Source organism: Rugamonas sp., from assembly GCF_025354735.1.
Taxonomy (GTDB): Bacteria; Pseudomonadota; Gammaproteobacteria; order Burkholderiales; family Burkholderiaceae_D; genus Rugamonas.
The window spans coordinates 98,053-124,607 of the sequence record NZ_JANXMI010000038.1; the positions used below are offsets into that span (position 1 = coordinate 98,053).

Consider the following 26,555-nt stretch of genomic DNA (forward strand, 5'->3'; position numbering starts at 1 on the left):
TTATGCGCCGATGGAGGCCAGATAGAGTTGGAAGTCGGCGCTGGCGGCCTGATGTCCGAGGTAGGCTGGGTGGATACCTTCGGGCGTAAATACCTCGTACACGTCGACCATATCTCCTGCCGACGGCAACACCGTCAAGCCGCGCAGCGCTACACCCGTGAGGGTTGTGCTGCCGCTTGCATACAACGTGACCGAACTGGTGGTGTTTGGAGTTCCGCAGGAGATGATTGCGGTCTGGCCAATCGCCGCGCCGCTCGTGACTTTGATCGCGTGTACTGCCACACCTCGATCACTGTTGGACGGCACTGTGAACGGCGCCGTAGAGAACGAAAGAGCGGTTGCAGAGGGACTGCCGGTCAGCACCAGGCCGGCATATCGGGGGGCGACTGGGGCGCGGAAATAGCCGCCGTCCCGGGTCGGCACGTTATTCACATCGACCTCCAGCGAATTGGCGAGGTCGTAATAGCCGCTGATATACGGGCTGGGCGCCCCACCAGCGAGCACCGGCGCGCCTGTCGCGTCGACTTGCGCGCCATTGCGCAGCCAAGCGTTGTAGCTTTTTCTGACGAGATCGAGAGCCCAAGGCGTCTGGTTGCCTGCTGTAGTGAAGCAATCCGTCGAGCTCGGGCGCGGGATGAGGGTTGTTGGCGTGGCCAAGGTGCCGCATGCGGCGACCGCCGCAGCCCACAGGAGAGTATCGGCAGCGATTTGCGGCCAAGTGCGGCCGGCGCCAGCGTCGTTCGTTCCTTGGTTGGACACTACCCGGTCCGCAAATTTCCGCTTTTCGGCGCGGCCACGCACGACATGCGTGCCATCATTGAACCAGTTCCGCTGGGAACCGCTGATCGAGTAGTTGTAAAATCCCAAGCCGCGAGCAATGAGGGCCGAAACAAACCAGTTGCCATACGAAGCAGACAGCGAGCCCACGAAGTTGCCGCTCGTCTGGATGCCGACGCCGGCGCCAATTGAGTCATGTTCACCGCCGAACGTTGGCGCCACGGTGCCGCCAGCGACGATCAAGTCAGCGCCAGGAACGAAGCCGCCAAGCGGGCCGACCACATTATTGATCTGCCCTGGAACTCCCGTAACGTCGGTGCCGGGGCCGCTCAAATACTGAGTGGTGGTGCTGTTACCGGAAAGCAGGCCGTCAATCTTCGCCTTCAGCGTCAACTGTGCAGCCGGGGGATTGATGGTCGTATTGACGGCATCAAAACCATAGTCGATGTAGCTTTGAAGCTTGGCGGACACTTCGGCGAGCAACTGCTTGGTGCCGCCTGACGTCGCACTGCGATAGATTCTTACCGTGTCGCCGTACACCGGTGCAGTCCAAGAGTGAGCAAGCGCAAGCGTACCGGATGCACCGGTAGTACCGCTGTATTCACTGGACGGACCCGACTCAACCCCCAAGTCCACGGTGGTCTGGACGTAGTAAAAGGTCGTCGCGGCGGCTAAGGCACCGGCGGCCACGGCAGTGATCGATTGAGCGCCTGGTGCCTTCGGGACGCGGACAAAAACTCGAATGGCGGCGGAAATGCCCGCCTTCAGGGTAATACCAAGGTCATCGGTAAGCACCTGACTGGCGCCAGGTCGGCTCACCCAGCTGGTAGCGCCGGCGACAGAAAAACGTACCACTGGCTGGCCGAGAGGATATTCAAGGGTTGCCGAATAAATGACGGGAGAAACCTGTTGTTTCTCACCGCCGGCCACGGTGGCGGAGGCGCTGCCCGATTCAAATACCAATTGGGGATTTGCAACGTTATCCCTGGGGGTGAATTGAGCTCGCGTGGTTGCCGAAAAATCGGTGCCGGGCGTCAGATTGGTGAAATTGCAAATATTCGCACCAACGACCCGCTTCCGCATGCCTGACAAAATCGGGACTGACGACCCGTCCCCTGCCACCATATTGACCGCCGTGAACGCGGCAGTGCGCGGCTTCAGCAAGCCGATATCGACGTTGTCGAACGCAGCCGGCACCGGGGTATTTATCGTGAATTTGTCCATTTTTATCCTTGAATTGCAAGGCGCTCAAGCTTGGAGCGCACGATGTCGGAAAATTCCTCAGGGGAGTCGACGGCGAATACTTGGGCTAGCTCAATTTGCTCCGCGCAATAAGCCTGGGCAGATGCCATCGAAACACTCAGCGCAGCCGAGACGAACGCTGCGTGCCGCTCGTACACAGCAATCAACTGCGCGCCCTGCTGGTCATTCGGAAATTTGAGGGCCTTCGCCACCGCTTCGACTTCTTTACGCGCGACGCGCTCAGAGGCTGCTACCGACAGTGCCAACAGCCGGGCATCACCCTTATCGGGCTGAGCTGGCGCCGGCGCCGGCGGAACGTTGGGCGTAACATTCGGAGGAAGCGCGGTGGTGGCTTCGATTTCCTGATCTTCTTCTTCGGCCGCCGTGTCGGCGATCATGTTGAGCGGCCGCAGCGGCTCATCCAGACCTTCGATGCGGTTCAACCCCTCAGCCGCCCGGGCCTCGTTGCGAGTCAGCCAGCCGCCGAGGGTGCCGTTGTTGTAATAGGTCGAGCGGGCTGCTGCATCGCCGCGCAACAAAGCAGTCGTCGAGAATTCGCAACTGATCGTCAGGTCGTCCGGATCGAGGAAGTTATAGGCCAGCGCGGACGCCCAGCGGTTCAAGCGCGGCTCCAGCGCGTTGTTCACGAAGTCGATGCTCTGCTGCTCGATGTTCGAGAACGTCGCTTTCGACAGGTCGCCGATCATGTGTGGCGGCACGCCCCACATCGTCGCGATTTCCGAGCGGGTGTACTGCCGCGACTCTAGAAACTGGGCGTCGGTGTTCTTGACCGTGATGCCAGGCGAATATTTCATTCCATATTCGAGTACCGCGATCTTTCCCTTATTGCGGCCGCCCTGCTGCTCTTGCCAAGCTTCACGCCAGCGGTCGCGTGTTTCCTTATCCTTGAAATTGGTCGGGTGCTCCAGCACGCCGCCCGTCGGAGATGCGTCGTTCTCGAAGAAGCGTAGGCCATAGTCCTGTGCGGCCAGGCCGGAACCGATCGCCTTGGCCGCCAACTGGATCGGCGAGTAGCCCATAATCCCATTACCGGACATACCCTTGATGTGCAGCATATCGGTGCGCGCCAGCACCAGGTCGTCGGCGTTCGCCAGCTTGATCCGGTAGCGCCAATTCATGTCGGTGTCCGACCGCAGCACCTCGACGGTCACCATGTCCGGATGGATCGGCAGCAACGCTGTGACTTCACCCTTACCGTTGGCGATGATCTGCGCGAACGCATTTCCGCGCAGCTCCAGGTGACCAGTCATCATTTCCCGAAATTCCATCGGGTTCTGGAAGTCGTTCGGGCGGCTGGCGATCAAGCGATAGAGCCAGTGTGTTTTGATTTCTTTGCGCGAACCGTCGGGCGCTGTCTTGTACACCTTGAAGGGCGCCGAGCTCACCGCATCGGCAATGACACGTACGCATGCATAGACAGCCGTCAGCTGCAACGCCTTGTCGCCGCGCGCATCGGCCGCGCCAAAGCGCGATGGCGTCGGGCCGAACCAGAAATTTCCATAGGGCGAGCGGTCGCCGTTATCGGCCTTCGGTGAACACAGGAACATTTATTCCTTCCCGCCGAAGCCAACCGTCATGTGCAGCGTCAGGACAATCAGGAGCGCACCGGTGCAGATAAGCGAAGCGGCCGCGCCGAGTAGCATCCCTACGCCGGCGGCGATCATCGTGATGCCACCCAGGATGCACAGGTTATAGACCAGCACAGGGGTAACAACGTCACCGATAAATTGAAGGGCCAGCACCAGTTTTTTCATCACACCACCAAAAGTTCGTAGTCGTCCGGCATGCCGCCGGCCTCTGTTTGCATCGCGCGACCAATGCCCATAATCCCCGCCACGATGCCATCGATCTTTTGTTCTGGCTTCTCTTTGCGCGGGTAGACGTTGTCTTTTGCATCCAATTTCGCCACCACGTTCGATGCCATCCAGGTCAGCACGGGGTTGCCGTCGTGGTGAAGCCGGCCTGCCTTGACCGCACTTTCAAATTCTTTCATCGGCAGACTCATGTTCTGGACTGTTTGGCGGAATTCAACAAGTTCAGCGCCATCTTTCATCAGCTGCTGCGCCATGTGCGCCGCGCGCCACGGGTCGAAGGCCACCTCGTTCGGCTGGTATGTTGTCAACTGGACCTCGGTGTGCTCACGGATTAGGTCGTAATCGATTTCGGCGCCGTCGTGCTGCTCAAGGAATCCTTCAATCACCCATTTTCGGTACGCGTCGCGATTTTTCGGGTCGTTCTCAATCGCATTTTCCGGGAGGAAGTATTTGCCAAAAAGGTAGTAATGGTCCTTGCCGTCGATGCGCTTTTTGAATACCTGCATGACCACGCACACGTCAGACGTACTGGCCAAGTCGAGGGTGAGCCAGTTCTCGCAGCCAGCGAATTGCTCGGGGCGCAGCGTGTAGTCCGCGCAGCGATTCCAGTCCAGGATGTTTAGCCAAGCCGATTTCGCCGAGCACCAAACGTTCAGGTGCTTGGTCTTGAAGCGAGTCTGCTTGGCGGCGCTATTCACAGCCTGGCGCTGCTGGCTCAGCAGGTACTCGGCGTCGACTGACACGCCCATGTTCGGGTTTGCCTTGCGCAGCGCTTTTGGATCATCCCAAGCATCGCCGTCGTCGATCGAGTACATGATGGCGAACAGCTCATCCTCAATCATCACGCCCTGCAGTACTTTCTTGCAGTCCATCTCTTGGTCGTAGCACGGCCCGGCGATGTTAAATCCGGCCGTGGTGATCTCGACCATTAGCGGTTGGTCGCGGGAGCCCATGCCGGTCTCCATGGTGTCAACCAGGTCGGACGTGTCGTGCTCGTGGTATTCGTCCACTATCGCGCATGACGGAGAAGATCCGTCGCCAGGCTTGCCGATGACCGGCTCGAAGCGACTACCATCCTCCGGGGTGAGTAGCATCTTCGCCCAAACCTCAGCGCCGATCAGATCGCGCAGTTCCTGAGTACGCTCGATCATCTGCTTGGCCGGCCGGAACACTTCCCATGCCTGCTTCTCGGTGGTCGCGCCAGAATAGACCTCGGCGCCGAACTCGCCGTCAGCGGCGAACATATACAGGCCAATGCCGGCGGCGATGATCGACTTGCCGTTCTTGCGCGGTACGGCGATGTAAGCTTTGCGGAACCGGCGGCAGCCGAATTTCGTCTTTTTTACGCGGTGCTTCCAGCCAAATAACGTGCAAAAAATGAATGACTGCCAGGGCTGCAGCACGATCAGTTCTTTTTTCTGCCCCCACTTGCCCTTTGTGTGCGGCAGCATCTCCAGGAACTGGCAGACCATCTCAGCCGCATCGGCGTCGTAGATGAACTTGGATTTTTGCGCCTTGTTCGCAATCAGGTCGTTCAGGTGTCGCTCGCAAGCCAGCTTTACCCATGTGCAAGCCAGAATCTTGCCTGCGACGATATCTCGCGCGTATTTGTTGGCCGCATTGACATGAGGATGTTCCATCTATTTCATGCAGCGCCCTTCTTCTTGATCAGCTTCGCGAAGGGGTTTGCAGGCTCCTCTTTCTTGGCGCCGGCGACCTTTGAGCGATCAGACGGAGTCATGCCGAAGCGCGCCAGCAGGGAGTCCAGTCGAGCCAATTTGGCCGCCGGCATTTCAATTGGGTTTGCCCGGAAGTTCGCCAGCAAAACTGCGGCGATCTCCACCGCGATGCCATCGGCGTGACACAGCACGCCAGCATGGCACTGCGACGTAATTACGTTCCAGGCGCCAGCTTGCTCCGGCGTGAAATAGTCCGGCGCTGGCCCGATACCGGCCGCGACATCCGGCTCGTCGTCGCGTTTGCGCTGAGGATTTTTCTTGTAGGCGCCGCGCAACTCAAGGACGTTGGTCGGGGTGCGCGGTCTTGCCATATAGACACCTTTTGGAAACACGAATTTTGTGGAAATAAAAAAAAGGCTGCATGGCCGGTCTTTAGGGTCGTCGGCCGTAGGGATTGGACGCCCCCTACCCCTGCGCCGATCCATTCCAGTCGCACCAGAACGCTTACCAACATGCGATACTGAGCTATCCCTGCACTTCGCACACCAACAAACGAAAGACGCTCAAAACTCATTCTGGCGCATCTGAAGGCAACAAATATCAGACGCGCCGCGTGACGCTTTCTAAGTCCATTTGCCCGTCACAACTCCAATTACGCCGCGTTTGCATGGCTCTAGTGACCACAATCGGTCGTTACCAACGCGTCATCACGTGCCTGCACGAACTGAGACCACCAGCTCTTTGCCGCCAGTAGGGAGCGCTCCATGCGGTCACCCCTGCGCGTTTTGATGATGCGGTTTGTGCAGACGCCCACGCTGGCGAGCACGACGAAGTGAGCGGACGGTTGCAGGACATTTCGCCACCACTCACGCTCGCTTGACGCGGCTGCAGAGACAATAAACCATGCGCCTGGGGCATCTGAGGTCGCGAGCTCCCGTAGCCGAGTGTTTCTTACACCAAGGGAGCGGATCATAGCGGCGGCGCTCCAGTCGCTCTCGCTTATCTCAAGTTGTGCGCGAATAGCGTCAAGGTCGATGATGGTGTCGCCGGGTTTGGCATGCTGAGCGACATAGGTCGACTTGCCACCGCCGGCCGGGCCAAACACGATTGTCAGATTAGGACGTGAAGGCTGTAAGTCAGGCGGGCGCAGCAGCTGATCGATGTGGGGGTCCATGTCATGGACCTTCTGCGCGCGACTCGGAGGTAATGGTTGGTGTTGTTTGGTAGCCATGATGCGACCCTTAATTAAGTGCCGGTCGCATCGAATACCTGATCCTGGTGCTCAGGGTCATAGCTCAGCCACCACTTCTTCACGGCTCGGATTGACCGGTCGGCATGGTCCCCCTTACGTGTTGCGTTGATCCGGTCGATGCACGTGCGTGCGCTGGCCAGCACTACTACAAGGGCGATAGGTCGCAGCGCCTCGCGCCACCAATCCCGTTCCGTCGCAGTTGGCGCTGATACGATGAACCAGGCAGCTGGACCGGGTGACGACGCCAGCGCGGCTAGCTTTTCATTGCGGCGCATCAGGCATTGCTCAAGGGCCGCGCTGGACCATGTGTCTTCGGGAATGCCCAGTTCGGTGCGGATAATGTCCATGTCGATCACGGTATCGTCGGGGCCGGCGTGGCGAGCGATGTAGGTATTCTTTCCAGCTCCTGCCGCGCCACACACAATGGTGAGCGGCACCTGCGAAGCTTCCAGCCCCGCCGGCTTGAGCAGCGCCCCGACTTTGTCATTCAGCAACGCAGTTAATGGCTGACGGCGGGATCTGTTTTGATTGGCATAATGCTGCTCGCACAATGATTCAAGATTGGATTCATCGCGTCCATTCGAAACATAGTCGTCTTCATCCTGATCGATGCTGATAGGCATGATGGATAACGGGACTATGTGATCAACTTTTATCGCGGCGCGCGTTAAGCCATCTCGCTTGCAGCGCTTGCACAGGGGATTCTTGCGAAGATAAATTGTATCGTTTTGCATGTTTCAAACCTTCGATATCGATGATAATGCCGCCCACGCTGCCGTCGGCCAATGCCGAAACACGCTCAAATCTCGTTTAATCGATTCCTATCGATGCCTGCTTGCCGCTCTCTCTTCGGCCTGCTTAACGCTGTCATGGCATGGCTTGCACAGCGACTGCCAGTTGTTCTCGCTATCCCAGAACAGCTCACGCGCTCGGGTGATGCGTGCTTCATCGCCGCTATCGATTGCTTCCTTCAGACGGTGAGCGATGATGTGGTCGGCCACGTTGGCGGCTTGAAGCCTACCGCTGCGCTTGCAGTACACGCACAGTGGGTGCTTACGCAGATAGTGCGAGCGTGCCTTTGTCCAGGCGCTGGTGTAGCCGCGCTCCTGTGCTGTGCCACGCTGTGCATCCTCATCCTTGCGTTTGGCCTTGAGGTGCTTGACGCAATAGCCTGGTGCATCAACCAGTGCGCCGCAACCAGCCTGTCGACATATCGACTTCGGACGTTTCGGCATGATGTATGTGTGTGAGGTTGCGGCCGCCTGCGGCGAGTAAGGCATGCGATGTTCTGCACGAAGGATCGTCGCCCTTTGCTCATCGACCGCTGCGACCGCTATTGATCACGCCGCTGGATCGCGCTGGCGCTGATTGCGTTACGAGGTGCTGACGATTGGGTCGGTGCTGGCCACGATTGCGTCAGGCACGTCGGAGGTGATCTCGCCGGAGACGATCGGCAGTGGTGCGATGACCAGGTCCGCGGTGATGGTGACGCCGTCGGCGGTCGCGGTGATGGTCGCGGTGCCGGACTGGCCGGACAGCGTGGCGACAGCGGTCAGACCGTCGACGGAGACTTCCAGCGCGGCCAGTGGCGATGCGTCGACGGTGCCGGGCACGGTGACGGACCAGGCGGCCGGCGACAGCGGCGCTTCGACTTCGCCGTCGGCGGCCTTGAACGTGGCGCGCAGGTTGATCGGGCCGTGGTTGCGGGTGACGTTGATGCTCATGGTGGATACCTTTGCAGGAGTGCCGTCACAGTCGACAGCGAAGTGGAAGTCGCACAGTGGTTCGACGTGCGAGCAGAAGAAGCGGTTGAGGATTGCGGTGATGGGGTTGCGCATATCAGTGACCGTAGGCGATGCCGCCGGCTGCGTGGCCAGCCATGTACTCGGCATGGGCGCGGTCGATACGCTGACGCATCCATGCATCGAAGCCGATTTTATTTATGTGCTCGGCGCGGCGCTCAGCTTTCTCTTTAACCTCGCGCGCATATGCCGCAGCATCGCGCCGCAAAATTTCAAGGTCGACGAAAAAATGCGGCATCTATGCCTCAAATAAAAAGCCGCCAGCGCAGTGATGCGGAGGCGGCGAAGGCGCAACGGGAGATGCGGTTTTAATTCCGTCGAATTCGAGGGAATTAGAATTGTTGCCGCTCTACGCTCTCATCCGTTGCCGTGGCGTCGGGACTACCGCAGATGTGGCGAATTGGGTGCCGCGTGACAGCGTTTCGCGGCAATCGGTTTAGCTTGCGCCAGCACGCCCGCAGGCGCCCGATTTAGTGTTTTTGCAAGGTGATCGGTCGAGGCTACTTCATGGCGCACCTCCGTTGCTGGGCGGCGCGGTGTACTCACGCGGCCGGCCAGTTCAACACCAGTCTGTTACTTGGCGACCTCGGCATAGATTTCGCCGAAGGCCGGGTGTAGCAAAGTAAACTTGTTACTATCATCATTCCGGATGAATTCAACCGGGATCAGGTCACCCATCGAGTTCTTCACGAAAACGCGAACGACCGCTCCTTTGGCTAGGTAGTCGAGCGCGTCAAGCGTGATTAAGGCGGCGGGTGAAATCCAATTCATTTTTGACTCCAGAAAGAACTACATGAGCATTCCTGCATTCGAACCCGCAAGAAAAGCAATGGCGGCACTTGATCTTTACAGCGACTTCTATGCCAGTAGCGCTCCATTTCAGGAGGAGAAGCAACGGATCATCACGATCCTGCGCGCCACAGCAGCGAATACTCCAGCAGACAGATTTCTGCCTGCCTTTGCTGATGCTTTAGAGAAGATGTAGTCGCTCGGCCGGGTCAATCTTCATCTGGTTGGTCTGGCCCTCGGTTCTCCGGCAGAAGATACCAACCCAACTGGCGCCGGATTTCTTCCATGCTCGGCGGCGGTTCCTCGGCGTGAGTGCGGCTATCCATCCATTCCCGGACCGACTGCTTTGCAGGCTTGGTCGTGCGAGGGAATTTCATGGCCGCCTCGGAATGTGGCGCGGAAAAGAAAAAACCACCGCAAGGGTGGTTTTATGTGCTCCCACGACAATCCGCGTGGTGAGCGATTCACAGACTTTTTGCGCGAGCGCTTCCACCAAGGGCGAAAACAACTCGCAAATTTCCGCTATCGGTGCCGCCGGATTGTGGCGATCATTACGAGTGAAGAAAGTCTGTGATGTGCTGGTTATTTCATGTCAAGTTCCGATTGGCTGCTTGTCGATAAATATGTGCCATGCACAATGTAGCGATCACAATACACGAAGTGAGCGGGGTTTACAACTGAATTTTCAGCGGTGTCAGCACTCAGCACGCAAGCGACCAGATGCGCGCGAATTGTGCGAAATCATCACGTTCTGCAATTCGCCGATCATGTCCAAAATTCTCTCGCGCTCAAATCCGCCTGCGAACACGTCGGCTTGGCCCGATCCCTTACAAGTAGGGCACAGTCGGCGCTCGCGGGTGACGCCGGCGCCGCGGCAGTCATCGCAGTGCCCAGCCAGCCAGTGTGCAAGCGAGCGCTCAGCGACGCGCCGGTAGAGCGCTTGAGCTGCGGCAGCATCCCATGCCGTCCCCTCTTTCACCCATTTGCGCTCGCGGCCCTTCTTGATCACTTCCAGCGTCCAGATGCGCACCAGCTGCGCCAGGTTGTTCGAATTGCCTTCGAATAGTTTGCTGACGGTGCCGTCGGCATACTTGACACGGGAAAGCAGCGAGCCTAAGTCGCCGGCCAGCGCCGCCGCCGCGATAGCGTCCAAATCGTGGTGGAATGCGTCGTCCCGCAGGTCGTGCGAGGTCAGCGAGCGAACGAAGCGATCAGCAAATCCCATGATAGACCCCTGTTTGTAAACACAGGGATTTTAGCATGAGGAAAGTAATTTCCTATCGGAATATGGGCGATGCAGTGTCGCGTTGGCGCGACTATGGTTCGACGTGGTATTTATCGCGGAACTTAGTGCGCATCATGTCGCACGTACCGCGGACGAAACGTCTCGTGCTTAACTCCTGCAATTGATCAGCAGCTAATTTGTCGCATTGATCTATAACTTGTCGTGCACGCTGCTTCTCTTTGAACTCCGGGTCATCACCCATCTGCGACCCAATAAACAAAATAAATGCGACGAAACCGACGAAAGCGAGAGCGCAGTATCCTATAATTTTCATAACACTAGCGCCTACTTTGTGTGTGTTATGAGCCTCGCTAGCAACGGCCGACTCAACTGAGGCCAACGGTGCGCCACATGCCGGGCACGCAGCAGCCAATGAGCTAACAGGGTTGCCACATTCAACACAAGGCGAAAGCGCCATATCATCTCCAGAAAAAGTTTCTGGAAATGATACACGCAGCATTGCAATAAAGGCTAGTATTTCAGCGTAGCTTGCTTGCCTTGAACTCCGCCAGCCGGCGATGAAGAGATCATGATCGAAAGTTTCGTCAGGCCGCGCTTCGTGATGCGAACCTGCTCGTTGACTTTGCGCTCACCAGTTTCAGGGTCTTCGTAGTTGCCAAGCTTGTGCCAGAGGTACCCCGCATCCTGCTTGTCTTGATAGGCAACGTAGCCCGGTTTCCCGATGCGATGATAGATCCACTTCGACAGCAGCAAAAACTCTGTGAGTTTATGCGGTTTCATTTGCAACAACTTGGCGGCATCGCGAATGCAAGATGTGCCATCCGAGTTGGCGATCAGATCAAAGCCAGCCACGGCCGGCGCCTGTTCGGCAACTTGGTGCTCCAGCTGTACTGCTTTGGCCGTAGCCTGCCGCTGCAAATCGAGAGCATCAGCCCACGCGCGCGCAGCTGCAACCGGGTCGGCGAAGTTTGGGAGCGCCGGCCCAGACAATGCACGCCGTTCGCACTCGATGAAATATTGACGCGCTTGCTTACCCTGCGCGTTGCGCTCGACCATCGAAAGCTCCTTGGCCATGTCGAGAGTCAGCGCGTATTCGACGCGAGCCCCGCGATTTCCCGCTCCCCCGTTTTGGGGAGCGGAATCGACAGCGACAAAGTCTGAATTTTCCACAAAATCGAACTGTTCGATCCTGCCTTTAATCCACGTGGAGAAATCCTTGCCGACCTTGAGAAATGAATGCAGATCGCGCGCGCTGGTGGTCTGCATCAATGTACCGCCGATTGCTGATTGGCACGTTGGGATTAATGCAGCCGCTTGTTGCAATATTTCATATGGTTGACGCGCACTCATTGTGAGCCTCCTTTTGGTTTCATATCCCTGATGATGTCGATCATTGCGGCATTGCCACCGACACAACGAACTATCTCGGCACTCATTTGGATCGCGCGGTCCGAGCGCTCACCGTTACTCATGATAGTTATAAAAATGTCAGACTGAGTGAATCCGCCCGCGCTAGCCCTGAGCAATATCGAATCTACGATTTTACGCAAGCTCGGCGCTGGTAACTCGGTATGATCATAAGCATAGACGGATAGCATCATGAACGATCCTGCGGCACTCATGTCGTAGCCACCCCCATTCCGGACGAAGTGATCCCGCATGCTCACGCAAACCGCCCGGTTTTAACGGCTGGGCGATTGCTGCTCTTCCAGGCGACGGTGCTGAGATAATCCTGCGGCAGGGTGATGCCGGCGGCGCGAACGATGGTGCGGGAGGACATGGCGCCCTCGGTAACAAGGTCGTACATCTGCGACATGGCCTTTTTATCAAAGGCGCTGAATTCTTTGTCGTGCGCCGCGAACCAGTCGCGCTGGAGTTCCATAATAAGGCACAGGTGCTTCAACGTGTCTTCAAGATACGCCAAGCGGTCGAATGGCGGCTGCTCCATGTCAGCGGTCGAGTCCGGTGCGGCGGCGAAAGCGGCCAGAGGGATAGCAGTAGCAAGTGCAGCTGCGGACCGCATAAAGTTGCGGCGGCTGGGCTCGACAACTGCTAGTTGATTCTGCTCGGATTTTGATGTAGCATTCATTGCAATTTCCTTCATCTGGTTGGGAATTTAAGCCCCGAACCCATCCGCCAAGATTGTTCGGGGCTTTTCATTTACTGATTCAAATTTTTCTTCGCCTCTTCCATCAATCCCCTGAGGAAGGCGACCATCTGCCCGTTCATCGAACGGTCACGGCTTTTCGATTCTGCCTTTAACCAATCGCGCACATCAACGGGAAGGCGAAGTTGCAGCTTGACTTCTTGCGACATTTTCCACCTCCGAAGCGCCTTTAAATTGAAGGCATAAATGAAATATACTCCGCCTTCAATTTGAAGGTAAGCTTTATTTTAGTGGCAGTTTTTGCACCCGATGTGTACCATCTCGGCATGGCTACCCAAGACGACTACATCAAAACCGCTTTACGGCTCCCCCGTGATCTACATAGTCGCCTCCTTCACTCTGCCGAGGCAAAGGGGCGCTCGCTGAATGCGGAGCTGATAGATCGACTGCAAGGAGAAGACGCCCCCTCAGCTTTAGTCGAAGTTATAGCGCGACAAAACGCCCAAATCGCCGAACGCGACCTCGAACTGCATGCGCAGCGCCTGGAAATTACAGGTCTCGCGTCCACGCTGCGACTTGCGTCTAAGCTCATTCTGAATAATGCTCAATGGACCAAGGAAGATTTGACAAAATTTTCGCGGAGCGCAAGCGATTTGATCAAGCACATCCCCGAGAGTGTTGATGACCTACTGGAAGATGGCGAGAAAAAAATGAAGCAATTTGTCGATGCTAATGAAAAATTTTCAAGCATTATCAAACAGTCCCATTGGCCGCTGAGTGAAGCGGAGAGCACCCGCGCTGTCAAGCGAATTCTCCGCACGCCTTTAAAAAAAACAGCAAAGTAATTTATTTATTGTACTTTTGCTGCAAAAGGGTCTCCCGAAATGAAGGACCCTTCCCTCACCTCCATTTTTTATTCGGCCTCGGCGCCTTCGCCTTCCGCACCTTCGGCTTTTATCACCAGCCAGCTCAACACTCTGCGCCGGGTCACGATAGCTGGCCGCCGACAGCGCCCTACTCCGCTCCGGCGACAGGCGCGCGCCGGCGGTCATGATCGCCAGCAGCTCCTCTCTCGTCAGCGCGCTCATACCCGCAGCGCTCCGGTTCGATTGAACTCCGCCACGGCGGCGCGCGCGGCACGGTCGATGGCAACGTTCGGCACGCCGCGCAAGTAATCCATCGTGCGGCCGACGCCCACGCGCAGCGCACGAAACTCGTCGCCAGTGACCATGAGCTTGCCGTGCGCGGCGGCGCGTTCCTGAATTGCCGCTATCGCTTCGACCATCAGCTGGGCCACCGGCAAAATCTCGTGACAATCCGGCGCGATCCGGCGAACCATGTCGGCGTTGCTGAGCAGGTCGTAGACGTGCTGCTCGCAGAAATGCGGTTGGCCGAGCGCCAGGCTGGCGATGTAGCCAGGCATCTCCATGCTGACCGCCTTGCGCATGCCGAGCGGCAGAACGCAGGGCTTTGGCTTGTACTTTTTGGTGCGTGGCTTTTTCATTTCCGGCCTCACAAGCGATTATTTTTTATTGGTTGATGTGCTGGTAGCGGGCGTGTTGCGTTCGTGGCGTGGCGGGTCTGTGGTGAAGCCGGAGAAGCATTCGGCATCGACACGCCATGCTGCTTTGCGTATTCCGCCACCCGTTGCTCGCGGTTTGCCCGTTCCGCAGCTTCGGTCGCCATGCGCTCGTCGTAGGCAGCATCGAGTCGGGCCTGGCGCGCAGCGTCGCCATCGGCCAGCAGCTGCTTGATCGCCGCCAGCTGTGCACGGGCATTGTCGTCAAGCGGCGCGGCAGGCGGCCCGGCCAGCAACGCGCGCGCCGGCGCCGGCAGCAGGCCGGCCACGGCGGCACGACTCAGCGCAGCATCCCGGGCGCCAGCATCCCAGCCGATTGAAGCAGCCCAGGAGGCCGGCCGGCATTCGGCGCGCGCCTCGGCAACCTTCCGCGTGTAAGCCTCCTTGAATGCCATGCGCGCGCCAACCTCGTCGCCCAGAGCCAGGATCGGGCTGGCCAACGCAAACGCTTCGGCGCATTCAACGGTCCAGACGACCGTATCCGCCTCGTTGCGGCTGCGCAGCGCGATGGCCCAAGCCTCCTCGGCACCCGGCCGGCCGTCGAGCAGCTTGCAGCGCATGGCAATGCCGGCCGGCACCGGCGCGAACTCGCCGTTCTGGTCACGGTAGGCCTGCATGGCGGCGCGCACCACCGGCATCGGGAACGGCGCCAGATTCGACAGCCAGGCCTTGACCATCGCGGCCTCGGGCAGCGGCTTGCCGTAGGCTGCCAGCGTTTCGGCGAGCAGTTGGCCGAACTCAGGCTTGTCGGCGGGCGTCACGTCGCCACCATGTCGATGATGTCGCCGCCGGTTGGCGCGGCCGTGCCGAGCACTTCCGCCATGACACGAGCGTTCGTCTGCTCGATCGTTTCGGCGCCGGAGGCGGCGCGCGCCTGGCCCGCATCGTTGAGGATGAATCGGTCGATGTGGTCTGCGCTGCGCAGGATCAAGCCAATGGCGTTGTACCGGGTCTTGCTTTCGTTCACGCCCATGTTGTGCGGCGTCTTGGAGCAGCCGCGAATAGCGCGGCACACGTCGGCAGGCGAATAGCTCTTCAACGCCTTCGCGATCACCTTACGGCGCTTCTCGTCCAGCTTCGAGCCAGGCGAGTTCATGACTTTTTGCCAGTACTCGAAAATCGTTTTCACGGCGTCGAGCGGCTTTTGCTCGACAACTGGGTTGGCTCCCGGTTGTGGCTCCGGTTCAGGCTCTGGCTCTGGCTCTGGCTCTGGCTCTGGTTTCGGCACTGAGCTTGAAAGGGTTTGCGAAGGCTTTGATAAGGCTTCTTTTTCCGCCTCAAAACTGCGTAAAATTGTGGCTGGAAAAGTGCTTGTAAATTCCCGTAAAGCCTGAGCCAGCAACAGTTTCATCGCATTTGGCGGAGAGATGGTGTTGAACTGTTTCCCGGCGGCCTTGCCGACATTTGGGTTTTCGAATTGGTTCCACTTCAGGTACCGTAGAATCAGCACCCAATGAGACTTTTCGCAGCGGTCGATATAACCCTTTTCAACAAGTCCAGAAAACCCTTTAGATACCCTTTCAGTAGCCCACTTGAGATCATCGGAAGCATATGCACTTGGAAGCCGAAAGCAACCCAGCATATTCCCATGAGGGCATGTGAGCAGATACAGGGCGAGCGTGCGCTCGTCCTCGTTCATCCCCGCGACATCCTCGCTGGTCCAGAATGCCGTGTAGACCTTACCGTAGTCACGCATGGCGTACCCCTGCCGAATACTTCGTGCGCCCAGTCAGCGCATCTCGCACCGTGGATTCGGCCACGCCGAACCGGCGAGCCAGTGCACGGTAGCCGGCGCCGCGCACGCCAGGCTGGTGCTGGGCGCGGATGTCGCGGACCTGTTGGTCGGTGAGGACGCGGCGGCGGGTCATGATTGGACCTCGGCAAACATGCCAATCTGCTCTTGGCGAATTGGCTCGGGTGCGAATAGTCGCCCCTGACTAAAGGCCTGCTCGATCCGCCGGCACGCGATTTCGAAATATTTTGGGTCGCGCTCAATACCGATGAATTTACGCCCCGTCTGGATGGCGGCCACACCGGTTGTTCCACTGCCCATATATGGATCAAGGATGGTGATGTCCGGCGGCAAAAATTCACAGCACCACACCATCAACGAAATTGGCTTCTGGGTCGGGTGCTGTTTATTTGGTGTGCCGCGCGTGGCGCTGACGCGGTAGAGCGCTGCCGGGCGGTTGAGGGAAGTCCACGCAAGCTCGACCTGAGAGAAATTCGGCCATGGTTGTTCTTTGTCCCATGCGAGGATCGCGCGCGCTGGCGGCAGAGGAAAGTAATTGCCGCCCCAAATAATTTGCACATCAGACATGGCGCGCAACTGGTCGAACATTTCAGGCGTGGGTGGAATATCCCATTGCACGTCGGACTTGTTGAGGATGCGATTTTTCAGCGTGCCGGAACCTTGCTGGCGCGGCGACTTGCGGACTGCGCTGGTCGATCCCGCGCCATCGAGGTTCAATATTCCGTAAGGCGGATCGGTAACTACAGCGTCCACGCGACCAAGCGTCGGCAACACTTGCTCGCTACTGCCAAGATAAAGCGCGGCATTGCCGATAATAAATGGCACAGGCGCGGCGCTGTCAAGGCACTCTTGCTCGTTGCTACTATATGAACTCATGTCGATTCCGTTCAAAGGTTATGCCGGTGCCGTCAAGCGGCAGCGGCTTTTAAATCTTTCAATTTTTTCTTGTAGTGCGCTTCGATAGCCTGGAAATCGGGAATTTTGTAGTGGCGCTCATCGTTGTCAGCCATCAGACCGTCGACCATCGCATCGCCCTCGCGCAGCCGTAGCCGTCGCTCGTACTCGCGCTCGTTGCCGTGCAGTCGGTCATTGCAGTATTTGCATTGGCCCCACACGTTGCGCGGATCGAATTCCAGGTGTTTCGCTGATCCGACTGTGCGCAGGTGGCCGGCATCGTAGTCACCGCCGATGCGGCCGATTCGCACCAGGATCGTGTCGCAGGAGCAGCACTGCTTTCCCTCGTCCCGCGTGCGGACGTATAGGTGCATGGCCTTCTTGGCCTTGGCCAGCCACCATTTACGCGGTTTGAGCTTTATGAGGCCCACCTGCCGCTCCTTGCGGTCGGTGCGCGCCTTTTCAAGCCGCACCAGCTCTTGGGCGCATTCCGGCCCGCAAGCCTTGTGCGAGATCGAGCGCGGCGGGAACGCCTTGCGGCAGGCCTTCACCGCGCACTTGCGCATGCGCTGCTTCGGCTCCTTGACGGCCAGCTTCGTGACCTCACGGGCCTCGATGCGGTCGGCGCGAGCGAACGCAGTGCGCTTCATGGGCGTGATGCCGGGCTTCATGGGGGCGCGGCGCATCATTCGCAAAGCCCGTACGACGAAGCGCATGCAGTCGGCTCATCTAGTGCCGTCAACAGCGAGAACTGCTTTCCGCCGCGCGATGTATTCGCCCATTCGATGACGGCATAGATATCGTTGGCAGCCGCGTGCGCCGGCGCGTTCTGGACGAACTTGCCGCCATTCTCGGCTGGTATGAACGTCGCACCGCCGCGTTTGCTGGCCGCCAGCACGCGAGCCTCCCACCCAGATATCCGCGAGATATGCTCAGGGAAGCGCTGCCCAATCTGCTTGAGTTCGGGCTTGTTGGCGTTGATGCACGGCATGCAACCTACCCGCCCCATACCTTGTGTGTACAGCGGATTGGGCTTGATACCCTTGCTTGCGCAATAGGCGAACACATCCGCAGCCGACCACTCGACAAGCGGCCGGTAAATATGCAGGCCGCCGCCGACAGCCTCATATTTCTTGGCGTTGCGGCGGTTTAGCGATTCGTCTCGACGGACGCCTTGCCAGCTAACCACGGAATGCCCTCTCTCGATCAACCCAAGTTGGTACTCGACGGCCATGTTGCGCTTGAGCTCTTCAGTGCAAAATTGTGCTTTGCGCGATGGGAAGCACCCCTTCCACAAGCACAGATCGAGGAATGGATTACCGCTCGGATGCAGCACCGCCAGAGCGCGGCGCTTTGCCTTGTTGGTCCAACGCACGCGCTCGCCGCCGCCGACTTTGATGGTTTTCTGTATCGGCTTACCCTTCTTGTCGAGTGCGATGTTGCCGCGGCCATCGCGTTTTGGAACTGCCTGGCCGGCCGCGTCGAACACTGGTTGGGTGGCGTACTTGCGCCGGGTGCGCTGGTCGCGCGCAATAAATACCCGCTTACTGGCGATCTCATTTTGGAAGTTGGCGCGCAACGTAGCGATGACAACACCGGTGGCCTGCTCGAGATAGTGCAGGTACTCATACACGGCCTGGTGTTCGTTGCCGGTATCGCAGAAGATGCCGCGCACACGGTCGGTGCCGAAGCGCTCGATTGCCAGTAACAATGTCGCCGCACTGTCCTTGCCGCCAGAAACGGATACCACGTGAATAATGCTCATGGCTGCCCCCCACTCGCCAGCGCCGGACCAAACAACGCCTCAAACAGCGGATCGCGCGCCGGCACGATGCGCGCCAGACGCACTGCATAATGCGTGTCGTCGCCAATGATGTGAACGCTGCGCCCCGGCACGCTCGGCGGCGCGGGCTTGACCGGCTTGTACTGCTTGCGCGTCGGCGCCCGCGATGGCTGGTCGATCTCGGCCAGTAGCGCGGCGATCTTCGCCTCGTCGAGCGTCAGCTTATAGATGACCTTGCCCAGGTACGTCGCCGTGCTGTCGATATGGCGCGCGACCTCGATGATGCGGTCTTCGCGCAATTCGCGGACGTACTTGCGCGCGCCGGATGGTGAGAATTTCAGAAGGTCGCAGATATCAGCAGCCTCCATCTGGCGCGCGCCGAATGCGTCGATCAAGCAGCGCAGGTTTTCGAGGCGACGGCGGGTGTTGAGCGTGTCGCGGGTTCTAGGCGTCATGGCTGCGCCCCGCTATCGACAACTTCCAATCCTAGCGCCGCCGCAATGTGATGCTCCAGGGTTGCGCCACGCGATTTCTGCCATCCTGGCAGCATGAAGATACGGTCGCAAGTCATCAATTGCGTGATGTCCTTGCGCATGCAGGTTTGCCAGTGTGCAGCCATCTGCGCAACATCCATCTGTGCGCAGGCGGCCAGTTCGTCGGCGCCGCCGTTGATTTCGGCTGGATTGATGACCTCGTGGCCGGCAGCGCGTTGTCCGGCGGCCGCTGCGTGGAAGGCGGGGAAATTGAGGTCGATGTGGCCGGTCATTGGGCCGGCGATGTAGGTGCGCGTCACGATTCATCCTCCATCGCGCGACGCACGCCCGGAGCATCTAGGCCGGCCATCTTGCAACCGTCTTTAGTGGCGTGGAAGTAGGACTGCTTGTCGCTCTCATGGCCGGCGGACATGAAGCCGGCGGCAACAAGGCGGCGCATTGCCAACTCGACCGCCCCGCCGCGCCCAGCGCAGAAGTAGTTGCGCAGTCCCCAAGTACGTTTTGGACGATGCTGAACGGCGCCCACGGCGTGCCTGAGCTTGTCGAGGTCGCCCAGCTCCAGCGTCGCCACGCGGTCGGCCAGCTGGCAGGCGACGCATTTACCATGTATAACGTCAGTCATAAATTGATACGTCTTTACGCTGTTTTCAGAGCCGCTACCGGCGCGCTGGGCGATGGCGCGCATCACTTCGCGCACAACCATCGTAGCGTTATCACCGGTCTGGTCGTCCGCGAAACCTTGGATCATTTCGTGGACGGCCGGCAGGTCGCAAACGCGCTGTGCTTCCCGCCACTCGCCATCGCGCTTCTGGTCAGGAAAGCGCGCAGCATCCTCGACGTCGGCACGATCCAGCGCAGCATTAATATCCTGCTGGGCCGCTGGCTGTACTGGCGCCGCCAGGAATGCGATTTTCCGGATGCGCTGGACCGCATCAAGCAAGACGTCAAGACCCTCTACATTGGCGAAGGAGATCACGGCCAGCGTCTCGTCTGGTTTGGCGCATCGGTTCAACACTTGCGTGACACCCATGCCGAGGCCGTCCCGACCTATCCACAGGCCAGGCAATCGTTTATCGTGAACACAGTCGCCGAGGCGCACTTGGCCATGACCAAGGTGGATGATGGTGAACGGTGAGACGGTTCCATCTGGTGGATAAACGACGGCGCCAGTCAAGCGCAATGCGGCGTTCTCAGCCTCCAAATCAGCTACGCGCGCCGCCAGCGCAGCATTCGATGTGGCCCTGGCCTGCGGATAGGACCAGGCTTCGCCGGCGCGCTCCATGACAGCCTCTTTTTCATCCGGCTGAAGCGCAGCAATGCCGATCTGTGCGACGCCGATATGATGATGTGATAGCATAGATTCCTCTGTTCTGCGTTTTTGGGAAGCCCGGCTGCAACCGGGCTTTTTCTTTGGCGCCACGATGCACGCATTTTTAAATTGCTGAAGTATTAAATTGGGAATCTGCGGAAGGCGCGGCCGGCGCCGACAAACGACTTGCGGAAGTAGTCCTGGGTGCCATCGCCGAAGTTCTGGCACCATGCGCTGGCCGAATCGTCGGCGCGCTGCGTGCTCGACCAGTGCCAATCATCAGGAAACGCATCAGCGCCGCCCTCGCGAAAATTTTCCGCGATGGTCTGCAACGGGAAGTCTTTGGTATATGCCTCGCCGACCGGCAGGCTGCTAGGGTTGATACCGTTGTCGCGGTCGTCCCAGTTCTTGCGCGCGGTCGGCTTGAACGCGCAGTACTGCATGTCCTGCTCATCTTTCGCCGGAAGGCCCCAGTCATCGAATCCGCCGATACGCAGGGCCAGCGCATCCTGCGCCAGCTTGCTGCCGGCCGCGGCCATGGCCACGGTGTTCGCCAGGCCGTCGCAACGGCTGGAGGCGCCGGCAACCTTCGCCATCGAGTCGTTCCATGTGCCACGCAGCGCGCCCTCGACGCCGGCCGTAATCAGCGCAAAGCGCTGGCCATTGATCTGGTAGATGCCAGTGAAGAAGCCGCCGCCCAGCGGCGTGCCGATCGGTGGCGGAGTGAAGGTGTTAGCGGATGGCGCAGCTGCGAGTACTTGGTTCATGTGAGACTCCATTCAAAGTCGAAATTAGGACTGCTCGGATTGGTGCTGCTCGATCTGGCGCTCGGCCAGCATCGCTTCGTAGTGCTGCCGCGTGCGGACATGGCCGGGGTCGACCTGCAGCGCGCGGTCGATCTGCTGTTGCAGGCGGTCGCGGTCGATTTGTTCTTGTGGGGTCAAGAGGCAACTCCCGCGGCCAATGCGCGGATGTCGTGGATCGGCATGTCGAACGCATCATGGATGCGCAGGATCATTGAGGCGCCGAGCCTGAGAATGCCGCTGCGCAGCTTGGAAATGACCGGCGGCATGACTTCGAGATCACGCGAGAGCGCAGCATCGTTTTTCAGGTCGCCGAGCTGCAAGAGCTTGTCGAGCAGCGCGTTGACGCCGACGGTGGTGAATGTTGGTGGTTTGGTCATACCGTCACCTCGACGGCGCCTTGGAACGCAGCCTGCATCGTTGCAAGCCATTCCGCCGACCAAACCAGTGCCAGCGCTGAAAATTGCGATGTCTCTGGCGTATCGCCTTTGCGAATACCCATGAAAAACCGTTCGGCCGGGCGGCTACTGTTTGGCTTTAAGCTGCCAAGCGCATGGACATCAGCACCGCGAGCGCGACCGAGCGTGCCAACCAGGCAGGAGCAATCGCCGTGATATGTCGAGCCGTCCACATTACCTGCCTTCAGCGCTTCGATCAGTGCCGGGACTTCGCGCGGTGCTGACGACAGCACGGCCCAGATATCGTCGCGAACCAGCAGGAGATTCGCGCCGCTCAGGTCGCTGCCGCTCAGGTCGCTGCCGCTCAGGTCGCTGCCGCTCAGGTCGCTGCCGCGCAGGTTGCTGCCGCTCAGGTCGCTGCCGCTCAGGTTGCTGCCGCGCAGGTTGCTGTCGCGCAGGTCGCTGTCGGTCGCGCGTGCCGCGCTGACAGTGATAGCCATCGAATTGTCTGCAACGTCATGCGAAAAAATGACGTTTCCACTCCAGCGATTTTTGATCTCGATTTTCATTTTCAGGCCCTAGTGTTTTCGGTTAAAACTGTCGCGCGGATCGGTGCGCGACTGCCCGGTTATTTGTTGGCCGGCGCCGTCATGGCGGCAAGCCTCTTACTGCCTTTTCCAAATTCTTCCCGCTCTCGTATTCATCGAGCGCGGCCAGGCTCTTTTCTTGCGGTGTGCGAGCGCGCCGTCGACGATCTCTGGCGCCGACGTGCGCCTTGGCGTAGTGCACAACCTGGGCTTCCTTTGTGCCCTGCCCTGTCTTTTCCTGCATCGCCTCTCCTTATCGATTTATTGGTATTTCGCTGAGCAACCGGAAGCCCTTAAAGCAAGCGCTTCGGCGTTCGAGAACCGAAGGCATTCCGGCCCGGCAGGTTCACGCGGCGGGCGCGCTGGCAGATGCCGCTGACGCCATGCGAGGCACGACTGGACACCGGCGCATCCCGGCAAGGTAGGGATTCCACTTTCGGATCGCCGGCCGTACCATTGAACTCAATGAAGTGCAGCATCGAGAAGCGGGCGAAGACGGACCGGGCAAGGCCGGCGGCGAGACAGTGGGCTTCGATGCGGGATTTCTCGGCATCGCTGAGGGGGACTTCTAAGCAGTTGTGGCGGGTGTTCGTTTTCATGCTGTGGCTCCTGTGGTTCGGACTACTAGGATGGGAATCGGAAGGTGCTTTGGTGCGGTGCTACGGTAAAAATCTGGCGGGAGATTCCAGCGTGTTAAATTGCTAATTCCACTCAACAACATTACGAAGGAATCGCCCATGGACTCGAAAATCAATTCCAATAAAATAGAAATCGAATCTTTTACTTCCGAACAACACGTTCGATTTGAGGTTGAAGCGATAACAGGAAATCGGACAGAGCTCGTATCTGTGAATGTGAGAGTTCCCACGGTACCGACACAGACCATGATGGAAATCCACCTGGCTGCGATTCAGAGGGCGGTCGAGATACTTCGATCAACGTACTCGTGAGGCCAATCAATTTTTTTGACGCAGTGCGCACGGTCATTTTCTCGAAAGCGATGCGCTTATCGGCGTTGCCCTGACCGCTCGAACCATCTGCGCCAACAGCATCCTGGCCTGTGGCAGTCGTCGCCGCGATCCGTGCTGCTCGAAGAGATTGAATCGCCTCACTCGCGGCTATCATCGCGTTGGCAAAAGGCTGGATCAATTCGGCTGAACGCATCACATCGCTACCCGCGAAGACTGTGTTGGCGAATGTTTTCAGGGCTTCGATAGCGTGAGTGTCCGAGTTCATACGCCCTCCCCGACAGCAGATTTGTCCGTGGTGGCGGGGGTGGGGGCGGGGGAAGATGGGGATTCCAACGCAGCGAACACTTCGGGCCGAGCCAAGCGCAGGTACTTGATCTGCGCCTTTGGGATACCTTTGTGGCGCCATTCAGAGACCGATGGCGGCTGTATGTCGCACATGCGCGCGACCTCCGACGTTCCACCCAGAGCGTCAATAACTTTGTCAGGCGAGAGGTTTTTATCCATGCCGTATTTTAGGCATGCCTAAAGTGTTTAGGCAAGCACAATTTAGGCATGCCGCAATTTAATTTTGTTAGGCTTACCTAATGACATGGCACAAACGACTAACGCACGCGCGCGAGACGCGCGGCATAAAAAAATCTCATTTCGCGACGATGGTGGGAGTCAAGCCGTCCAGCGTGACCGATTGGGAAAACGGCGACACCAAGATGCTGGCCGGAGAAAATTTAATGCGAGTGTGCGAAACGCTAAGAATTGCTCCGACCTGGCTACTTGAAGGTCTTGGAGATATGGACGCGCTGACAGGGGTGGAGGATGGGATTGCTCTTGGAGCTATGCCTGTTGTAATCGCTGACGATTCGAGTGAATTCTATCAGATTGCGAAAGTCCAACTTAGTCTTCGTGCGGGCATCACCGGCTTCAAAACGGAACCGGATCGACGTGACGGCGGAACGCGCGGCGTGGCGCGTAGTTGGGTGGATCGCAATGGTTTTGATCCGGCACGCCTGTTAGCTATTGAAGTTACTGGCGACAGTATGGAGCCGCGACTCTACCAAGGCGATCTAGTCATCATCAACACCGCCGACACTATGAAAAAGGACGGCGAGGTATTCGCGTTCAACTATGATGGTGAGGCAGTCGTAAAGCGATTGGTGAAGGAGCGTGGCGAGTGGTGGCTTTTCTCTGACAATGCCGATCAATCGCGCCATCGACCGAAGAGCTGCCGTGAAAATGAGTGCATCATAATTGGTCGAGTAGTAAAAAAAGAGAGTGATCGCATTTAACAAACCTGAATAGTAAAAGAATATGAAAATACTGATCTTAATTTTGCTAATGAGTTCATCTTCTTACTCTTCAGCATCTGATGTTGATATTCTCAAGGAGGCATGTGTTTCACTAAAGACACCTGCGAAAAGAATCGAGTGTTTGGACGCTATCGGCAGAGTTAATTTCACCACAAAGAAAGACGCCATTCACCCTCTACCCGCTCCTGCGGAGAAGGCATTTCCTGAATTGGCTCACGAAGACTGGGCGAAATTAGTAAGTGTAAAAAACGACTCTTTTTCCAAGGATATACAGTTCAGCGGAATATCGAAAAACGAGGGGAAAACATTCGGCTCGCCCGAATATAGTTGGAAGGCAAATGCCTTCCTGGGCAAGACGTCAGGACTGGACACGTATATGATTTCTTTTAACGATCTATACGTGGCAGCGAAATGGAAAATGTGGACTTGGGCAAGCAGCGATCGGGCGGAAGACTTAAAGATACTACAGGGCCACCGCGACGTTTCATCCTGCGGTGCCGGCACATGCCTGTTCTCTGAACCGCTAGGAATTATGGTTGATCGTAAATTCATGATCGACGCTGCCAATCAAGGGATTTGGATTAAATTAAAGTCCCAGACAGGCGAAGAATTTTCGCTAAAGGTATCGAGTGAGGATGCTTCCGCACTGCTTAGCGCGGTTGCGGAGTGTAAGCTCAACTTGTGCTGAGCTACGGAATGAAATAGCCCGCGCACCATCCGATGCGCGGGTCGAACTGGCATGGCGATCAGCCCGACCGGGGGGGCAAGGGCCTATTTTTCCAGGGCCCTGCCACCCTTAAATAACGCTCGCTAAGTAGGCAATCTCTCGCTGATATCGGGTCACACTCTCATTTACCTGAAGCCGCTTCCCGTCGACACTATGGAACTGTCCAATTTTAAGTTTGGAAATAGGAATGCTTTTTGCTCCACTTATTTGCCCGCTAGATACAAAATCATCAGTGATAACAAAGGCGTCGCTGAGCTGGCCATGATCAAAGAGGGATGGATACTTCTCCGCTATTTTTAACGCACGCTCAATATACATTTGACTGGCCCGGCCAGGCGTAGACGCAAGGCGACCTTTCGACCCAGCCATAGTCATTACGATTGCAGCGACCTTCGGCGAACTAATATTGCCTCCCCTCACATTCCAAACGCCGAAATCTTTTTTGGCGTTACTCATCATATCCAGTGTGAGCGACAAAGAATCGATCGAGTGCTCGTCGACCCGCACTGGAATTATAATCGCGTCCGAAGCGCACCATGCCAAGTGCGTACCACCGGCATAGAATGGGCTGGTATCCATCAGCAGATGGTTGCAGCCTTTATCCGCCGCCTCAGCATCTAAAATTTCACGCAGGCTGAATAGTAAGCGCTTCACCGCTTGAGGATCGGCACGAGAAAGGCCGACCTGTAATTGCTGGTAGAGCGTAGAGGGGAAGGCGAACATTTCGGCGTCCCCTGGTAATACGTAGCATGCCTTCCCACCCTTGAAATCCTCGCAGTGATTGCTGACGCGGTAAGACACATCCTGGAGCAAATCGCCAAACGCTGGACCAAGCAGTTTTGGCAGGAGCGCTTTGGCCACGGTGACGTCAGGGGATGCGCCTCGCATTAGCGTTTCGGTCAAATTTCCCTGTGGGCACAGATCGGCTACTAACAATGTATTTTTTCGCGAAATCTCATAGGAGAGATTAAACGACATAGTTGATTTGCCAACGCCTCCGCGCAAATTGGAGACTGCGTAGCTGCGATAACGCAACCCTCCGGGCATGGTAACGCCGTTCTCGACTACGTCTGAATAACGCTCGAGAACCTGCTCGACTGTAGACATATTTCTCTCCTTTGGTGGGTGCAGGCGAAAGCATATACCGCAGGAGATGCAAAAACAAGCAGGGATAACAAATAAGTGCAGGCTCTACTAAAATATGCAGGAGATTGCTTTTCCCAT

At 57.8% G+C, this 26,555-nt stretch carries 37 protein-coding genes; 5 read left to right on the forward strand and 32 right to left on the reverse strand.

Annotation, left to right across the window (positions count from 1 at the left end):
* The 9 genes from Q0S71_RS03890 to Q0S71_RS03930 all read right to left on the reverse strand — a co-directional run bounded on the left by Q0S71_RS03890 (position 1) and on the right by Q0S71_RS03930 (position 8,509).
* On the reverse strand, positions 1-2,001 hold the full coding sequence (locus Q0S71_RS03890; protein ID WP_295991585.1) for an SGNH/GDSL hydrolase family protein: 2,001 nt from the start codon (positions 1,999-2,001) through the stop codon (positions 1-3).
* A gap of 2 nt (positions 2,002-2,003) precedes the next feature.
* Positions 2,004-3,587, reverse strand: coding sequence for a phage portal protein (locus tag Q0S71_RS03895; protein ID WP_295991587.1), 1,584 nt, complete (start codon positions 3,585-3,587; stop codon positions 2,004-2,006).
* Positions 3,588-3,794, reverse strand: a complete 207-nt coding sequence (locus Q0S71_RS03900) for a hypothetical protein (RefSeq protein WP_295991589.1) — start codon at positions 3,792-3,794, stop codon at positions 3,588-3,590.
* Positions 3,794-5,494 carry a terminase TerL endonuclease subunit gene (locus Q0S71_RS03905; protein WP_295991592.1) on the reverse strand — a complete coding sequence of 567 codons (1,701 nt, stop codon included), beginning with the start codon at positions 5,492-5,494 and terminating at the stop codon, positions 3,794-3,796. Before Q0S71_RS03905 ends, Q0S71_RS03900 begins: the two co-directional genes overlap by 1 nt.
* Positions 5,495-5,499: 5 nt before the next feature.
* Positions 5,500-5,904 (reverse strand): hypothetical protein, encoded by a 405-nt coding sequence (locus Q0S71_RS03910; protein WP_295991595.1) that lies wholly within the window; start codon positions 5,902-5,904, stop codon positions 5,500-5,502.
* Positions 5,905-6,206: 302 nt separating this feature from the next.
* Positions 6,207-6,764, reverse strand: a complete 558-nt coding sequence (locus tag Q0S71_RS03915; RefSeq protein WP_295991597.1) for an AAA family ATPase — start codon at positions 6,762-6,764, stop codon at positions 6,207-6,209.
* Positions 6,765-6,778: 14 nt separating this feature from the next.
* Entirely contained in the window at positions 6,779-7,519 is a 741-nt protein-coding gene (locus tag Q0S71_RS03920) for an AAA family ATPase (protein WP_295991600.1), read from the reverse strand.
* Between the two features lie 87 nt (positions 7,520-7,606).
* Positions 7,607-8,065, reverse strand: a complete 459-nt coding sequence (locus Q0S71_RS03925; protein WP_295991606.1) for an HNH endonuclease — start codon at positions 8,063-8,065, stop codon at positions 7,607-7,609.
* Between the two features lie 93 nt (positions 8,066-8,158).
* Positions 8,159-8,509 (reverse strand): hypothetical protein, encoded by a 351-nt coding sequence (locus Q0S71_RS03930; RefSeq protein ID WP_295991608.1) that lies wholly within the window; start codon positions 8,507-8,509, stop codon positions 8,159-8,161.
* Between Q0S71_RS03930 and Q0S71_RS03935 the strand changes: the two genes are divergently transcribed.
* Entirely contained in the window at positions 8,502-8,840 is a 339-nt protein-coding gene (locus Q0S71_RS03935) for a hypothetical protein (RefSeq protein WP_295991610.1), read from the forward strand. The two genes, Q0S71_RS03930 and Q0S71_RS03935, sit on opposite strands and share 8 nt — an antisense overlap.
* Positions 8,841-9,160: 320 nt before the next feature.
* Here the strand turns inward: Q0S71_RS03935 and Q0S71_RS03940 are convergent, their stop codons facing one another.
* Positions 9,161-9,358, reverse strand: coding sequence for a hypothetical protein (locus Q0S71_RS03940; protein WP_295991612.1), 198 nt, complete (start codon positions 9,356-9,358; stop codon positions 9,161-9,163).
* A 22-nt stretch (positions 9,359-9,380) separates the two neighbouring features.
* Between Q0S71_RS03940 and Q0S71_RS03945 the strand changes: the two genes are divergently transcribed.
* A complete protein-coding gene (locus tag Q0S71_RS03945; protein WP_295991615.1) occupies positions 9,381-9,572 on the forward strand; it encodes a hypothetical protein in 192 nt (63 codons plus the stop codon).
* Between the two features lie 498 nt (positions 9,573-10,070).
* On the opposite strand, the gene Q0S71_RS03950 is transcribed toward Q0S71_RS03945, so the two are convergent.
* From Q0S71_RS03950 to Q0S71_RS03970, 5 genes are all read right to left on the reverse strand, one after another.
* Complete coding sequence (locus Q0S71_RS03950; RefSeq protein WP_295991616.1) at positions 10,071-10,601, reverse strand: hypothetical protein; 531 nt, start codon at positions 10,599-10,601, stop codon at positions 10,071-10,073.
* Between the two features lie 531 nt (positions 10,602-11,132).
* Entirely contained in the window at positions 11,133-11,972 is an 840-nt protein-coding gene (locus Q0S71_RS03955) for an antA/AntB antirepressor family protein (protein ID WP_295991620.1), read from the reverse strand.
* Positions 11,969-12,223, reverse strand: a complete 255-nt coding sequence (locus tag Q0S71_RS03960) for a hypothetical protein (protein ID WP_295991622.1) — start codon at positions 12,221-12,223, stop codon at positions 11,969-11,971. Before Q0S71_RS03960 ends, Q0S71_RS03955 begins: the two co-directional genes overlap by 4 nt.
* A gap of 62 nt (positions 12,224-12,285) precedes the next feature.
* On the reverse strand, positions 12,286-12,711 hold the full coding sequence (locus Q0S71_RS03965; protein WP_295991624.1) for a hypothetical protein: 426 nt from the start codon (positions 12,709-12,711) through the stop codon (positions 12,286-12,288).
* A gap of 71 nt (positions 12,712-12,782) precedes the next feature.
* Positions 12,783-12,938 carry an Arc family DNA-binding protein gene (locus Q0S71_RS03970; RefSeq protein ID WP_295991626.1) on the reverse strand — a complete coding sequence of 52 codons (156 nt, stop codon included), beginning with the start codon at positions 12,936-12,938 and terminating at the stop codon, positions 12,783-12,785.
* A gap of 117 nt (positions 12,939-13,055) precedes the next feature.
* On the opposite strand from Q0S71_RS03970, the gene Q0S71_RS03975 reads away from it, so the two are divergent.
* Positions 13,056-13,574 (forward strand): Arc family DNA-binding protein, encoded by a 519-nt coding sequence (locus tag Q0S71_RS03975; protein WP_295991628.1) that lies wholly within the window; start codon positions 13,056-13,058, stop codon positions 13,572-13,574.
* Positions 13,575-13,813: 239 nt separating this feature from the next.
* Here Q0S71_RS03975 and Q0S71_RS03980 read toward each other — a convergent pair whose 3' ends face one another.
* The 16 genes from Q0S71_RS03980 to Q0S71_RS04055 all read right to left on the reverse strand — a co-directional run bounded on the left by Q0S71_RS03980 (position 13,814) and on the right by Q0S71_RS04055 (position 23,565).
* Positions 13,814-14,233, reverse strand: coding sequence for a hypothetical protein (locus tag Q0S71_RS03980; RefSeq protein ID WP_295991631.1), 420 nt, complete (start codon positions 14,231-14,233; stop codon positions 13,814-13,816).
* An 8-nt stretch (positions 14,234-14,241) separates the two neighbouring features.
* Positions 14,242-15,069, reverse strand: coding sequence for a hypothetical protein (locus Q0S71_RS03985; protein ID WP_295991633.1), 828 nt, complete (start codon positions 15,067-15,069; stop codon positions 14,242-14,244).
* On the reverse strand, positions 15,066-16,004 hold the full coding sequence (locus tag Q0S71_RS03990; RefSeq protein WP_295991635.1) for a hypothetical protein: 939 nt from the start codon (positions 16,002-16,004) through the stop codon (positions 15,066-15,068). Before Q0S71_RS03990 ends, Q0S71_RS03985 begins: the two co-directional genes overlap by 4 nt.
* Positions 16,005-16,172: 168 nt before the next feature.
* Positions 16,173-16,937, reverse strand: coding sequence for a site-specific DNA-methyltransferase (locus tag Q0S71_RS03995; RefSeq protein WP_295991637.1), 765 nt, complete (start codon positions 16,935-16,937; stop codon positions 16,173-16,175).
* 32 nt (positions 16,938-16,969) lie between these two features.
* Positions 16,970-17,671 (reverse strand): recombination protein NinG, encoded by a 702-nt coding sequence (locus Q0S71_RS04000; protein ID WP_295991639.1) that lies wholly within the window; start codon positions 17,669-17,671, stop codon positions 16,970-16,972.
* Positions 17,641-18,720, reverse strand: a complete 1,080-nt coding sequence (locus tag Q0S71_RS04005) for a phosphoadenosine phosphosulfate reductase family protein (protein ID WP_295991641.1) — start codon at positions 18,718-18,720, stop codon at positions 17,641-17,643. Before Q0S71_RS04005 ends, Q0S71_RS04000 begins: the two co-directional genes overlap by 31 nt.
* Positions 18,717-19,193: an ArsR family transcriptional regulator gene (locus tag Q0S71_RS04010; protein WP_295991644.1), complete on the reverse strand. Its 477-nt coding sequence runs from the start codon at positions 19,191-19,193 to the stop codon at positions 18,717-18,719. The genes Q0S71_RS04005 and Q0S71_RS04010 overlap by 4 nt, the downstream gene beginning before the upstream one ends.
* Positions 19,190-19,531, reverse strand: coding sequence for a DUF4406 domain-containing protein (locus tag Q0S71_RS04015; protein WP_295991646.1), 342 nt, complete (start codon positions 19,529-19,531; stop codon positions 19,190-19,192). Before Q0S71_RS04015 ends, Q0S71_RS04010 begins: the two co-directional genes overlap by 4 nt.
* Positions 19,528-20,589: a hypothetical protein gene (locus Q0S71_RS04020; protein ID WP_295991648.1), complete on the reverse strand. Its 1,062-nt coding sequence runs from the start codon at positions 20,587-20,589 to the stop codon at positions 19,528-19,530. Before Q0S71_RS04020 ends, Q0S71_RS04015 begins: the two co-directional genes overlap by 4 nt.
* A 92-nt stretch (positions 20,590-20,681) precedes the next feature.
* Positions 20,682-21,308: a hypothetical protein gene (locus Q0S71_RS04025; protein WP_295991650.1), complete on the reverse strand. Its 627-nt coding sequence runs from the start codon at positions 21,306-21,308 to the stop codon at positions 20,682-20,684.
* 24 nt (positions 21,309-21,332) lie between these two features.
* Complete coding sequence (locus Q0S71_RS04030) at positions 21,333-21,485, reverse strand: hypothetical protein (RefSeq protein ID WP_295991659.1); 153 nt, start codon at positions 21,483-21,485, stop codon at positions 21,333-21,335.
* Positions 21,482-21,724 (reverse strand): hypothetical protein, encoded by a 243-nt coding sequence (locus Q0S71_RS04035; RefSeq protein WP_295991662.1) that lies wholly within the window; start codon positions 21,722-21,724, stop codon positions 21,482-21,484. Before Q0S71_RS04035 ends, Q0S71_RS04030 begins: the two co-directional genes overlap by 4 nt.
* Positions 21,721-22,311 (reverse strand): pentapeptide repeat-containing protein, encoded by a 591-nt coding sequence (locus Q0S71_RS04040; protein WP_295991667.1) that lies wholly within the window; start codon positions 22,309-22,311, stop codon positions 21,721-21,723. The genes Q0S71_RS04035 and Q0S71_RS04040 overlap by 4 nt, the downstream gene beginning before the upstream one ends.
* Before the next feature lie 79 nt (positions 22,312-22,390).
* Entirely contained in the window at positions 22,391-22,573 is a 183-nt protein-coding gene (locus Q0S71_RS04045) for a hypothetical protein (RefSeq protein ID WP_295991671.1), read from the reverse strand.
* Positions 22,574-22,622: 49 nt separating this feature from the next.
* Complete coding sequence (locus Q0S71_RS04050) at positions 22,623-22,928, reverse strand: hypothetical protein (RefSeq protein ID WP_295991674.1); 306 nt, start codon at positions 22,926-22,928, stop codon at positions 22,623-22,625.
* 181 nt (positions 22,929-23,109) lie between these two features.
* Positions 23,110-23,565 (reverse strand): hypothetical protein, encoded by a 456-nt coding sequence (locus tag Q0S71_RS04055; RefSeq protein WP_295991677.1) that lies wholly within the window; start codon positions 23,563-23,565, stop codon positions 23,110-23,112.
* A gap of 319 nt (positions 23,566-23,884) precedes the next feature.
* Between Q0S71_RS04055 and Q0S71_RS04060 the strand changes: the two genes are divergently transcribed.
* Positions 23,885-24,583, forward strand: coding sequence for a S24 family peptidase (locus tag Q0S71_RS04060; protein WP_295991679.1), 699 nt, complete (start codon positions 23,885-23,887; stop codon positions 24,581-24,583).
* Positions 24,584-24,605: 22 nt separating this feature from the next.
* Positions 24,606-25,292: a hypothetical protein gene (locus Q0S71_RS04065; RefSeq protein ID WP_295991681.1), complete on the forward strand. Its 687-nt coding sequence runs from the start codon at positions 24,606-24,608 to the stop codon at positions 25,290-25,292.
* A 108-nt stretch (positions 25,293-25,400) separates the two neighbouring features.
* On the opposite strand, the gene Q0S71_RS04070 is transcribed toward Q0S71_RS04065, so the two are convergent.
* Positions 25,401-26,438 carry a ParA family protein gene (locus tag Q0S71_RS04070; RefSeq protein WP_295991685.1) on the reverse strand — a complete coding sequence of 346 codons (1,038 nt, stop codon included), beginning with the start codon at positions 26,436-26,438 and terminating at the stop codon, positions 25,401-25,403.
* Between the last annotated feature and the right edge of the window lie 117 nt (positions 26,439-26,555).